The sequence below is a fragment of the Streptomyces sp. NPDC107654 genome, assembly GCF_055639035.1.
Window position 1 is genome coordinate 275,398 of sequence record NZ_JBVKBI010000002.1, and the last position, 12,319, is coordinate 287,716.

The 12,319-nt window shown below is 77.3% G+C and carries 7 protein-coding genes; 6 read left to right on the forward strand and 1 reads right to left on the reverse strand.

What is annotated here, in order from left to right:
• The first annotated feature begins 2 nt into the window (after positions 1 to 2).
• The 3 genes from ACZ7N4_RS04325 to ACZ7N4_RS04335 all read left to right on the forward strand — a co-directional run bounded on the left by ACZ7N4_RS04325 (position 3) and on the right by ACZ7N4_RS04335 (position 4,545).
• Positions 3 to 1,316, forward strand: coding sequence for a PP2C family serine/threonine-protein phosphatase (locus ACZ7N4_RS04325; RefSeq protein WP_471353592.1), 1,314 nt, complete (start codon positions 3 to 5; stop codon positions 1,314 to 1,316).
• Between the two features lie 114 nt (positions 1,317 to 1,430).
• Positions 1,431 to 2,774 (forward strand): vWA domain-containing protein, encoded by a 1,344-nt coding sequence (locus ACZ7N4_RS04330; protein WP_471353594.1) that lies wholly within the window; start codon positions 1,431 to 1,433, stop codon positions 2,772 to 2,774.
• A 34-nt stretch (positions 2,775 to 2,808) separates the two neighbouring features.
• Positions 2,809 to 4,545, forward strand: a complete 1,737-nt coding sequence (locus ACZ7N4_RS04335) for an FHA domain-containing protein (protein WP_471353595.1) — start codon at positions 2,809 to 2,811, stop codon at positions 4,543 to 4,545.
• 6 nt (positions 4,546 to 4,551) lie between these two features.
• Here the strand turns inward: ACZ7N4_RS04335 and ACZ7N4_RS04340 are convergent, their stop codons facing one another.
• Complete coding sequence (locus ACZ7N4_RS04340; protein WP_471353597.1) at positions 4,552 to 5,529, reverse strand: methyltransferase domain-containing protein; 978 nt, start codon at positions 5,527 to 5,529, stop codon at positions 4,552 to 4,554.
• A gap of 84 nt (positions 5,530 to 5,613) precedes the next feature.
• Here ACZ7N4_RS04340 and ACZ7N4_RS04345 point away from each other — a divergent pair, with 84 nt between their 5' ends.
• From ACZ7N4_RS04345 to ACZ7N4_RS04355, 3 genes are all read left to right on the forward strand, one after another.
• Positions 5,614 to 6,018 carry a globin gene (locus ACZ7N4_RS04345; protein WP_471353599.1) on the forward strand — a complete coding sequence of 135 codons (405 nt, stop codon included), beginning with the start codon at positions 5,614 to 5,616 and terminating at the stop codon, positions 6,016 to 6,018.
• A gap of 224 nt (positions 6,019 to 6,242) precedes the next feature.
• Positions 6,243 to 9,572: an FtsX-like permease family protein gene (locus ACZ7N4_RS04350; protein WP_471353602.1), complete on the forward strand. Its 3,330-nt coding sequence runs from the start codon at positions 6,243 to 6,245 to the stop codon at positions 9,570 to 9,572.
• Position 9,573: 1 nt separating this feature from the next.
• A complete protein-coding gene (locus tag ACZ7N4_RS04355) occupies positions 9,574 to 12,312 on the forward strand; it encodes an FtsX-like permease family protein (RefSeq protein ID WP_471353604.1) in 2,739 nt (912 codons plus the stop codon).
• The last annotated feature ends 7 nt before the right edge of the window (positions 12,313 to 12,319 follow it).

Below are 12,319 nucleotides of genomic sequence, written 5' to 3' on the forward strand. Positions count from 1 at the left end.
CGATGTCGCAGATGCCCCGGCAGGCCGCACTGCCCAAGTGCCCGAGCTGCGCGGAGCCCGTGGAGCCGGGTGACCTGTTCTGCGGAGCGTGCGGGTACGACCTTTCGGAGGTGCCCGCTCCGCCGCGGGACCATCCGACGCTGACCATGACCGGTTCCGCGGCACCGGACGACGGCACGGCCTGGCCCGAGCCCGGCCCGGCCGGTTCCGGCTCGCCGTCGGCGACGCACCTGCCGACGGACCTGCCCGGTACCGACTCGGGTGACACGCCGCTGCCCGGGCACGAGTCCGAGGCCGAGCGGTCCCCCGGTTGCGGGGTGCGGTTCGACCGGCCGGACGAGCCGGACGAGTACCCGCTGCAGGCGCCGGACCCGCGGCTGACGGCCGCCCCGGCCGAGCCCGCGCAGCTCTGCGTGGCCTGCCGGGCGGGCCGCGTGGACGGCGACGGCTACTGCGAGAACTGCGGGCACGCCCAGCCGCGCGAACGCGACCACGTGGAGCGGGAGTCGGGTCCGGTGGCCGCCGTCAGCGACCGCGGGCTGCGCCACCACCGCAACGAGGACGCCTTCGCCGTCGGCCACACCAGGCTCCCCGACGGCACCCCGGCCGCGGTGGCGATCGTCTGCGACGGCGTGTCCTCCGCGACCCGCCCCGACGACGCCTCCCTGGCCGCGTCCCAGGCGGCCGGCGACACCCTGCTGGCCGCGCTGCCCCGCGGCACCCACCCGCAGGCGGCCATGCACGAGGCGATCGTCGCCGCCTCGCAGGCCGTCAACGCGCTCGCCGAGGAGCCCGCCACGGCCCGCGAGCACGCCCCGCACCAGAACGCGCCGGCCTGCACGATCGTCGGCGCGATCGTCACCTCCGGGCTGCTGGTCGTCGGCTGGGTCGGCGACAGCCGGGTCTACTGGGTGCCCACCGACCGCTCCGCGCCGCCCGCCCGGCTCACCGAGGACGACTCGTGGGCCGCGCAGATGGTCGCCGCCGGCCTGATGAGCGAGGCCGAGGCGTACGCCGACGAGCGGGCCCACGCGATCACCGGCTGGCTCGGCGCGGACGCCTACGAACTGGAGCCGCACACCGCCGCCTTCAAACCGGACCGGCCCGGTGCCGTCGTGGTGTGCACCGACGGACTGTGGAACTACGCCGAGACGGCGGAGGAGATGTCCGAGGTCATCCCGGCGGACGCGGCGGCCCGTCCGCTGCACGGCGCCCGGGTGCTGGTGGGGCACGCACTGGACGGCGGGGGCCACGACAACGTAACAGTGGCGGTCCTGCCGTTCCCGGCGCCGCCGCAGGGGGCAGGATCGGTCTGAGGGCCGTATCCGACGGGGGAACGGCACGGGGAAGCCGGGGCGGACCGGAGGGGACCGGTCCGCTCACAGCCATCGCCCCGCGTGGGCGGGGTGTCGAGGGGGATGCGATCAGGCATGGCCAATTTCGCGAAGTCGAACGTGCCGCAGTTCTCGGTGGACGTCTACCAGAACGAGTACCTGCCCGAGGACGGCAGCGAGGTCAACGCCATCGTCACGGTGAGCGCGACCGGCGGCGGCACCGTCGGCAGCACGGTCTCCGCGCCCGTGTACGCGCCGGGGCGGCGGCCCTCCGCCGCGGTGGCGCTCATGGTGGACTGCTCGGGCTCCATGGACTATCCGCCGACCAAGATGAGGGGCGCCAGGGACGCCACCGCCGCCGCGATCGACGCCCTGCGCGACGGCACCTCCTTCGCCGTGATCGGCGGCACGCACGTGGCCACGGAGGTCTACCCGGGCGGCGGGCGGCTCGCGGTCGCCGACGCCACCACCCGTGAGCAGGCCAAACGGGCGCTGCGCCGGCTGAACGCGGGCGGCGGTACGGCCATCGGCACCTGGCTGCGGCTCGCCGACCGGCTGCTGTCCGCGGCGGACGTCGGCATCCGGCACGGCATCCTGCTCACCGACGGCCGCAACGAGCACGAGTCGGCGGAGGACCTGCGGGCCACGCTGGACGCCTGCGCCGGCCGGTTCACGTGTGACGCGCGGGGCGTGGGCACCGACTGGGAAGTGAAAGAAGTCACAGGGGTCGCCTCGACGCTGCTCGGCACCGCCGACATCGTCGCCGATCCGGCGGGCCTCGCCGCGGACTTCACGCGGATGATGGAGACGGCGATGGGCAAGGAGGTCGCCGACGTCTCCCTGCGGGTGTGGACGCCGGTCGGCACGACGATCCGGTTCGTCAAGCAAGTCGCGCCCACCATGGAGGACTTGACCGACCGCCGCACCGAGGCCGGACCGCGCGCCGGGGACTACCCGACCGGTTCCTGGGGTGACGAGTCCCGCGACTACCACCTGTGCCTGACGGTCCCGCCGGCCGGACTCGGCCGGGAGATGCTCGCCGCGCGGGTCTCCCTGGTGATTCCCCAACCGGACGGAACCGTACAAACCCTCGGGGCGCAGGGGCTCGTACGGGCGGTGTGGACCGACGACATGGCCGCATCCACATCGATCAACCCACAAGTCGCCCACTACACCGGGCAGGCCGAACTGGCGCAGGCCATCCAGAAGGGACTCGACCTTCGCAAAGCGGGCGATGCCGATGGGGCAACGGCCAAACTGGGGCGCGCGGTTCAGCTCGCGAGCGCCTCGGGGAACGCGGATACTGCGAAACTGCTTGCGAAGGTGGTGGACGTGGTCGACGCCGCGACAGGTACTGTGCGGTTGAAGACGAGGGTCGCCGAGGCGGACGAGATGACGCTGGAGACCCGGTCCACAAAGACTGTCCGTGTAAAGAAGTGACCCTTGGAAGCGTAGGAGAAGGGGAAGCGCCGACATGCCGACCTGCCCGAACGGACACCAGTCGGGTTCCGACGACTGGTGCGAGGTCTGCGGTCACCGCATGGCCGGTGCCGTACCCCCGCCCCCTCCGCCGCCCCCGCCCGCGGGCGGTTACGGCTTCCCGCCCCCGCAGGGCGGCCCGGCCGGCGCCCGTCCGCCGGCCGCGTCGGCCCAGGAGCCGGAGCTGTGCCCGCAGTGCCGTACGCCCCGTGAGGGCGGCGCGCCGTTCTGCGAGGAGTGCCGGTGGAACTTCCTGACCAACACGGCGACCTCCTACACCCCGGCCGCCCCGCGTCCGTCGCAGCCGCGGTTCCAGCCGCCGAGCGCGACGTACGGCGGCGGTGACGGGTACGAGTACCAGGGCTCGCGGCCCTCGCAGGTGAACCGGCCGGCCGAGCCGATCCCGTCCTTCGGCAGCGAACCGTCGGGCCCGACGCCGTTCGGCGGCGACCGCGGCCCCTCCGGCCCGCAGACCTCCCCCGGCCCCGCGGGCGCGCCCCCGTTCGGCCCGGGCAACCAGCGCCCACCGGGCCCGCCTCAGGGCTTCGGCCAGGGCCAGGGCCAGGGCCAGGGTCAGGGCTTCGGTCAGGGTCAGGGTCAGGGCTCCGGGCAGCGTCCGGGGGGCCCGGGTGGTCCCGGCGGTCCGGGGGGCTTCGGTGGCGGCCCGGGTCAGGGTCCGACTTCCGGCGGCCCGTCGGGTCCGGGCGGCTTCGGCAGTGTGCCCGGGCAGAACCAGGGTCCGGGACAGAACCAGGGTCCGGGGCAGGGTCCCGGTCAGGGCCCGGGGGCCGGTGGCCCGTCCGGGTACGGCGGCGGTCCGGGGCAGGGTCCCGGCGGCCAGGGTGGTCCCGGCGGCCCCTCCGGCTTCGGTGGCGGTCAGGGTCCGGCGTCCGGCGGTCCGGGCGGTCCGGGCGGTCCGTCGGGGTTCCGCGGCAACCAGAACCAGCACCCCGGCTCCGGCCCCGGCTTCGGCGGCGGCCCGGGGCAGGGCCCCGGTGGTCCCGGTGGTCCCACGCCCCCCGGCCCCTCCGGCTTCGGCGGCGACCCCTCCCGTCCGGTGCCGCCCCCGCCCGGGCCGACGCCGTCCGGTCCCGGCGGTGCCCCGCAGGCGTTCCAGCAGGCCGGGGCGTCGGCCCCGCCCGCGTTCCCGCGCGAGGCCGGCCGGCCGCCGGCCGGTGACGACGACTGGGTGCTCTCCCCGCCCTCCTCCGGCCCCGCCGGCCAGGGCGGCCAGGGCGGCGGCTACGGCTACCCGCAGAACGGTGCCACCCAGACCCCGCCCGGACCCGGCGGCGGTTTCCCGCAGGCGCCGCGGTCCTCGCAGCCGGGCACCTGGACCGCGACCATCGGCCCGGACCGCGAGTACTTCATGGCGATGATGCAGCGCTCCGGCCCCGAGGCCGCGGGCCTGAACCTGCCCGCGTACTCGCCCGAGCAGCAGCGCCCCCTCACCGGCAACCAGGTCACCATCGGCCGCCGCCGGCACTCCACCGGTGACACCCCCGACATCGACCTGTCCGTGCCGCCGGAGGACCCGGGCGTCTCGCACCAGCACGCGGTGCTGGTGCAGCAGCCGGACGGCAGCTGGGCGGTCGTCGACCAGAACTCGACCAACGGCACCACGGTCAACATGTCGGAGGAGCCGATCCAGCCGTTCGTGCCGGTCCCCCTCCAGGACGGCGACCGGGTGCACGTGGGCGCCTGGACGACGATCACCGTCCGCCGGGGCTGACCGGGCTCAGGGAAGGGGCCAGGTGTACGGCCCCTCGGGGTCGTCCAGCCAGCTCCAGGTGTGCTCGCCGTCGACCGTGACGCCGTAGCGTCCGCGGCCCGGCTCGTCCTCGCGCTCCCACAGGGCGTACGCCTCCTGCGGGTCGAGGGTGGACCGGGTCAGCGCGAGCAGGAAGCGGAACGGTTCCTGCCGGCCGGCCCCGCCCGGCAGCCCGGCCGTCGGGACGCCCCCGGGCTCCGGCCTGCCCTCGCCGCGCAGCGGCACGAAGAAGGCGGCGCCGGGGAGGAAACGGCCCTCGGCGTGCCACGCGTCCCGCACGGTCAGGGCGAGCAGCCCGGTGGCGAGCGGAGTGAGGATCCGCGCACCGGGCCGGCACTGGGCGAGCCAGGCGCGCGGCACCGTGGGCAGCTCGCAGGTGGCGATGATCCGGTCGTAGGGAGCGCGTTCGGGGACTCCGCGCGCTCCGTCGCCGGTGACGACGGCGGGGTGGTGGCCGGCGGCCGCGAGGTGCTGCCGGGCGGACTCGGTGATCTCCGGTTCCAGGTCGATGGTGGTGACGAGGTCGTCGTCGCCGAGCCGGTGGGCGAGCAGGGCCGCGTTGTAACCGGTGCCGGCGCCGACCTCCAGGACCCGGTCGCCGTCCCGGACGCGCAGGGCGACCAGCATCCGGGCCATGAGGGAGGGCTGGCTGCTGGAGGAGACCAGCTCGCCGTCGCGCAGCCGGGTGGCCAGCGGTGCGTCCGCGTAGGCGCCGCGCACCCAGCGTTCCCGGACCGCGGGCTCGGGGCTCTCGCGCCAGCGGCGTTCGTATCCGCGTGGTCCGGGGACGTAGTAGTACGGCACGAACAGGTGCCGGGGCACCGCCGCGAACGCCTCCCGCCACACCGGGTCCCCGGCCCAGGCCCCGTCGGCGTCGATCTCTTCGACCAGCGCGGCCCGTGCCGCGTCGGCGAGGACCTCGGTCTCCGCGTCGTAGGCGCCCATGGCTCCACAGTAGGGTCGGGCGGGCCGGGCGGGAGTGGTCCTAGGCCTTGAGTCCTGGGCCGCCCGGTCTGAGACGATGGACGGGTGACAGAGATTCGGCGCGGCACGCTTCAGGAGCAGACCTTCTACGAGCAGGTCGGCGGGGAGGACACCTTCCGCCGGCTCGTCCACCGTTTCTACGCGGGAGTCGCCGAGGACCCGCTGCTGCGGCCGATGTACCCGGAGGAGGACCTGGGCCCGGCCGAGGAGCGGCTGGCGCTGTTCCTGATGCAGTACTGGGGCGGCCCCACGACGTACAGCGACAACCGCGGCCACCCCCGGCTGCGCATGCGGCACGCCCCGTTCACCGTGGACCGGGCGGCGCACGACGCCTGGCTGCGGCACATGCGGGCGGCCGTCGACGAGCTGGGCCTGTCCGAGGAGCACGAGCGGACGCTGTGGAACTACCTCACGTACGCCGCCGCGTCGATGGTGAACACCCCCGACTGATCCCCCGGCCGATCACACGACCGGTCACACGACCGATCGCACGACGGATCACCCCGGCCGATCACACAGCACTGACGCCTCGTCACTGAAGGTCGGATTCCGGTCACCCGTCCCCGCATTCCGATCACAATCCGGTATAGACGGGCCGACAACCGCTTACCGGCGGACCGCCCTCTCTGCCAGCATCGCCCGAAGGTCTGGAAGTCCGGACACACGGGGGCCGGGTGACGGGGTTCGTCTTCTCACGCGCGCGTGCGCACCGCCTGCTGCTGGGCGCCGCTCTGCTGACGGTGGCGCTGACCACCGCGGTCCTGGCGACGCTCACGGCGTACTCGGGCGCGATCGGCGACGCGGCGCTGCGCCACGTGCTCGGCGCCCCGCGCAACGCCGCCGACACCGCGCTGATCGTCAAGGCGGACGTGCCCGCCGCCGACCGGGCCGCCGCCGACACCGCCGTACACCGGGGTGCGCACCGTACCTTCGCCGGGTTACCGGTGACCGTACGGACCCTGCGCCGCTCGGGGCCGTACGCGCTCCCCCGCTCGCTCCAGCCGCCCGCGCACAGGTCGGGCGACCCGGACCTGACGTACTTCGCGGCACTGGACCACGGCCGGCTGCGGCTCACCGCCGGCCGCCTCCCGCGCCCCGGCGGCCCGTCCGCCGGCGAGGTCGAGGTGGCCATCCCGCAGGCCGCCGCCCGGGCACTGCGGCTGACGCCCGGCGTCCGGCTCACCCTCGCCGACCGGTTGCGGGGGCCCGCGGTCCGGGTCCGGGTCGTCGGCGTGTACCGGCCCGTCTCGGCGACGGCACCGTACTGGCGGCTGGACGACCTGCTGGGCCGCGGGGTGAAGGAGTCCGGCTTCACGACGTACGGCCCGCTGCTCGCCGACCCCGCGGTGCTCACCGGTGGCCGGGTCAGCGCCGGGGCGACGGGCTGGCTGGCGTCGGCCGACTTCGCCTCGGCGACGACCGCACGGATCGGTGAGCTGCGCTCGGCGGCCCGGGACGGCAGCGCGGCCCTGCGCAGGCCGACCGCGCTGAGCGGGGCCACCGTCTCGCAGACCGCGCTGCCGGACGTGCTGGACCGGGTGGAGCGCTCGCTGCTCGTGGCCCGCTCCACCCTGCTGATCATCGCGCTCCAGCTGGTGCTGCTCGCCGGCTACGCGCTGCTGCTGGTCGCCCGGCTGCTCAGCACCGAACGCGCCGACGAGACCCGGCTGCTGCGGGCCCGCGGCGCCTCCCGCGCCCGGATCGCCGCCCTCGCCGCCGCCGAGGCGCTGCTGCTCGCGCTGCCCGCCGCCGTGTGCGCGCCCCTCCTCGCCGGCCCGCTCACCGCGCTGCTCGCCGGGCACGGCCCGCTGGCCCGGCTCGGTCTGCGCCTGGACCTCCCGCCGGCCGGCCGCCCCGCCGTCTGGCTGGTCGCGGCCGGCGTGGCCCTCGGCTGCGCGCTGGCGGTGACCGTACCGGCGGTGACGGGAGCCCGGGACGCGGTACGGGCGCGCGAGTCCGGCTCCCGGCGCGGCCGGTCCCTGCCGCCGAAGCCCCGCGGGTCCCGTACGAAGCCGGCCCGCACCGCCGTCCCGGCCCCGCTGCGCACCGGCGCCGACCTCGGACTGCTCGCCGTCGCCGGCGTGGCCTACCGGCAGCTCGGCCGACAGGACTCCGGCGGCGTCAGTACCGACCGGTCCGGCGCCCTCGGCATCGACCCCCTCCTCGTGGCCGCGCCCGCGCTGGCCCTGCTCGCCGGGACCGTGCTCACGCTGCGGCTGCTGCCGCCCGTGGCCCGGTTCGCCGAGCGGTGGGCGGCCCGCGGGCGGGGGCTGCCGGTGGCGCTCGCGGGCTGGCAGTTCAGCCGGCGCACCGCGCGCGGGGCGGGCCCGGTGCTGCTGCTGGTCCTCGCCGTCGCCCTCGGCATGCTCGCGATCGGGCAGGCCGCCTCCTGGGACCGCTCGCAGGACGACCAGGCCGACTTCCGGGCCGGGGTGCCGGTGCGGGTACTGGCCGGCGGGGAGGACGGCTTCGGCCGTACGGGCCGGTACGCCGGTCTGCCGGACGTACGCGAGGCCGCCCCGGCCGTGCGCGGCTCCCAGCCGCTGTCCGGCGACCGTACGGCGACCGTGCTGGCCCTCGACACCGCGCACGCGGCGGACGCCGTCCTGCTGCGCCCCGACCTGGCCGGTGAACCGGTACGCCCGCTGCTCGGCCGGCTCACGCCGAAGGGCGCCCCGGCCGGCGCCCGGGTGCCGGCGGGCACCGCCCGGCTGACGCTGACGGCCCGCCTGCTCAGCTCGGCCGGGCCCGGCACGACGACCGCGGTGACGGTGACGCTCGCGGACCGGTACGGGGTGCCGTACCAGCTGCCGCTCGGGCAACTCCCGGCCGACGGCCACCCGCACGCCCTGACCCTCGCCCTGCCCGCCGCCTCCGGACCGGCCACCCTCACCGGGCTGCGCCTGGACCTCACCCAGCCCGCCGAACGCGCCGAGCGCCACCGGCTCGTCCTGGAGGGGCTGACCGCGTCGGGGACGGACGGCACGGAGCACCGGCTCACCCTGCCCGCCCGGTGGACCACCAGCGCGGAGACCGGCGGCGCCGCCGTACCGAGCGCCGCCACCAGCCCCACCCGCCCCCGGCTCACCGGCACCGGCCCGCTCGCCTTCGCCTACAGCACCGGCTACCTCCCGGACGCCGACATCTGGACGATCGCCACCGTCGCCCTCCGGCTTCAGGTCACCCAGGCCGCGCCCGCCGCGGTGCCGGCCGTCGCCACCGACCGCTACCTGGCCGCGGCCGGCGCCCGCCCCGGGCAGCGGGTCGACCTCACCGTCGGCGACCGGAGGGTGCCGGTGCGGATCGTCCGGGCCGTCCGCGCGCTGCCCGCCACCGCCGACCCCGCGAACACCGGCGCCCGCGACGGCGGCGCCGTCCTGCTCGACCTGCGCGCCCTGAACCGGCTCCTCCAGGCCCGCTACGGGGAGAGCGCCACCCCCACCGAGTGGTGGCTCGGCACCGCACCCGGCGCCACCGCCCGCGTGGCCGCCGCCGTACGCGCCCTGCCGGACGTCGGACCGGGGCAGGTCGTGGTCCGCGACGAGATCGCCGCCGAGCTGCGCGACGACCCGTTCGGTGCCGGACCCGAGGCCGCGTTCACGGCGGCGGCCGTGGTGGCGGCGGCGCTCGCCGCGGTCGGCTTCGCCGTCGGCGCCGCCGGTGCGCAGCGGGCCCGGAACGCCGAGTTCGCCGTGCTCCGCGCGCTCGGCGTGCCGCGCCGCCAGCTCGCCCGCACGGTCGCCGCCGAGCAGGCCGTCCTGGTGGGCCTGGCCCTCGCGGTGGGCCTGGGGCTGGGCACCGTACTGGCCCGCGCCGTCCTGCCGTTGATCGTCCTGACCGGGGAGGCGACCCGCCCCGTGCCCGACCTGCTCGTCCGGCTCCCGCCGGGCCGGGTGGCGCTGCTGCTCGCCGCCGTCGCCGCGGCACCCCTGGTGGTCGCGGCGGTACCGGCCGTCCGCCGGGCCGATCCGGCGGCGGCGCTGCGCGCCCAGGGAGGTGAGTGAGATGGCGGGCCGACCGGTGCCGGTGGCGTCCGTGGTCGCGCCCTGGGTGCGGACCCGGCTGCGGGCCGCGCCCGGGGCCGCCGCCGCGCTCGCGCTGCTGGTCGCGCTGACCGCGTGCCTGGCCGGCGCCTACCCGCGCGCGGTGGACCGGTACGAGGACGCCGGCCTGGGCCGCGCGCTGCGGCAGGCCCGGCCCGACCACACCTCCGTACGGCTGTCGGCGCCCCAGCCCGACCTCGGACTGCCGCCCGAGCGGCGCGCCGACGCGCTGCGCCCCGCCACGCTGGAACGGCAGTACGAGAAGGTGCTCGACGCGGTCGGCGGCCCGCTCGGCGTGGACCGCGCCCAGTCCGCGTACGGCGTCGCCGGCACCGTCACCCCGGCGGTGCCCGATCCCTGGCTGCCCCGGCCGACCGGGCTGCCCGCCCATGTCTCGCTGACCGCGCAGAGCGGCCTCGCCGAGCACGCGCGCGTGCACACCGGACGGCTGCCGCGCGCCGCGCACCCCGTCGACGGCACCGCGGCCGAGGTGGAGGCCGCGGTGACCGCCGCCACCGCCCGGAGCCTGCACATCAAGGTCGGTTCGGTCATCCACGTACCCGCGCCGGGCCGCCGGCCGCTCGCCGTCCGGGTCACCGGCATCCTCCTGCCGCGCGACCCCGACGGCGCCTACTGGTCCACCGTCCCGCTGCTGCGCACCCCGACCCTGGTGACCCTGCCCGACCCCGGCCCGGACCCGGACAAGTACTGGCTCGGCGCGCTGCTGCTCGCCCCGGAGGCGGCCCCCGCCCTGCTGGGCACCGGTACCGACCCGGACCGCTACTGGAACCTCGCGCCCGACCTGCGCGGCCTGCACGCCCACGACCTGGACCGGCTGAAGTCCGCCGTCGCCGCCCTGGAGGCCGGGCCCGCGCTGCAACGCGCCCGCGCCCTCACCGACGACGGCGCGGGCGTCGACACGGACCTGGACGACGCCCTCGCCTCCTTCTCCCGGCTGCGCTCCGGCATCGCCCCGCTGGTCTCCGTGGCCGCCGCGGGCACCGCGACGGTCGTCGCCGTCGTGCTGCTCATGGCCGGCGCCCTGGCCGCCGACCGGCGCCGCGCCGAACTCGCCCTGCTGCGCGCCCGCGGCGCCTCCCTGACCGGCCTCGCCGGGCGGCTGCTGGCCGAGACGGCCGTGGTCGCCGTACCGGCGGGCGCGCTCGGCCTGGCCGCGGCCCTGCTCGCGGTCCCCGCCGGCCGGGCCGCCCCCGCCGTCCTCGCCGCCCTGGCCGTCACCCTCACCGCCTGCGCCGCCCTCCCCCTGCGCGCCGTACTCGCCCACCGCAGGGTACGGCTGACGCCCCCGCGCGAGGACGCCGCCTCGGTACGGCCCTCCCGGCGCCGCGCGGTCGCCGAGCTGACCCTGCTGGTGCTGGCCGCCGGGGCGGTGGCCACCCTGCGCCGGCGCGGCACCACCGGCGACCAGCTGGTGGCGGTCGCGCCGGTGCTGGTCGGGGTGATCGCCGCGCTGCTGCTGCTCCGTCTCCACCCGCTGCTGCTGCGCCGCCTCTCCGGTCCCGCCGGCCGGCTGCGCGGCGCGGTCGGCCACCTCTCCCTGGCCCGCGCGAGCCGCACCCAGGCCTCCGCCGTGCTCCCGCTGCTCGCCCTGCTGACCGCGCTGACCACGGCGGCGTTCGGCGGCTCGGTGCTGGCCGGGGTCGCCGAGGCCCGGGACCGGGCGGCCCTGCGCACCGTCGGCGCCGACGCCCGCGCGGACGCGGGCACGCCCCTGCCGGCCGGCACCCCCGGCCGGGTCCGCTCGGTTCCCGGGGTGCGCGCGGTGACCGCCGTCGCCGCCTCCTACCAGGCGAAGCCGGAGGGCGGCCGGGACGAGGTGCCCCTGCTGGGCGTGGACCCGCGCGGCTACGCCCGGCTGACGGCCCGCACCGGCCTGGGCGGCGCCTTCCCGCCCGACCGCCTGACCAGCAGCCCCTCCCGCCCCCTGCCCGCCGTCGCCTCCCCCGCCGTGGCCGCCGACCACGGCACCCGGCGGCCCTTCCCGGTCCGGCTGGAGGACGGCAGCACGGTCACCGTCCGCATCGTCCTGGTCCGCGACCGGACTCCGGGCGTCTCCGGCACCGACTTCCTCCTCGTGGACCGCGCGGGCCTCCCGGCCCCCGCGAGCCGTCCGACGACCCTGCTGCTGACCGGCGACCAGCTGGACGCGGGCGCGCTGCGGCACGCGGTGGGCGGTACGGCCACCGTCCGGATCCGGGCCGAGGAACGCGCCCGGTACGCCGACTCGCCCCTCCAGTCCGGTGCCGAGCACGTGTACACGGCGGCGGTCGCCGCGGGAGCCGGCTTCGCCGTCCTGGCGCTGCTGCTCTCACTGCTCCGGGCGGCCCCGGAACGCGCCGCGCTCCTGGCCCGCCTCCGCACGATGGGGCTCACCCGCGCCGGGTCCCGCCGGCTGCTGATCCTCGAATCCCTCCCCCAGGCCGTCCTCGCCGCGGCCGGCGGCGCCCTGACCGGCTGGTCGGCGATCACCCTCCTCTCCCCCGGCATCGACCTGACGGTCGTCTCCCTCCCGTCCGCCCAGGCACCCCCGGCCGAGGCCGAGCTGCACCCCGACACCTGGTCCCTCGCCGTTCCCGCCCTGGCGGTGATCACGGTGGCGGTGGGAGTGGCCGCCCTCCAGGCCTGGTGGACGGGACGACGGGGCTCGGTGACCGAACTGAGGGCGGGGGACGGCCGATGAACGTCCG

Excerpts from the sequence above, each read along its gene's own strand:
- ACZ7N4_RS04325 (WP_471353592.1), top strand. The coding sequence starts at position 3 with ATGTCGCAGATGCCCCGGCAGGCCGCACTGCCCAAGTGCCCGAGCTGC.
- ACZ7N4_RS04330 (WP_471353594.1), top strand. The coding sequence starts at position 1,431 with ATGGCCAATTTCGCGAAGTCGAACGTGCCGCAGTTCTCGGTGGACGTC.
- ACZ7N4_RS04335 (WP_471353595.1), top strand. The coding sequence starts at position 2,809 with ATGCCGACCTGCCCGAACGGACACCAGTCGGGTTCCGACGACTGGTGC.
- ACZ7N4_RS04340 (WP_471353597.1), bottom strand. The coding sequence starts at position 5,529 with ATGGGCGCCTACGACGCGGAGACCGAGGTCCTCGCCGACGCGGCACGG.
- ACZ7N4_RS04355 (WP_471353604.1), top strand. The coding sequence starts at position 9,574 with ATGGCGGGCCGACCGGTGCCGGTGGCGTCCGTGGTCGCGCCCTGGGTG.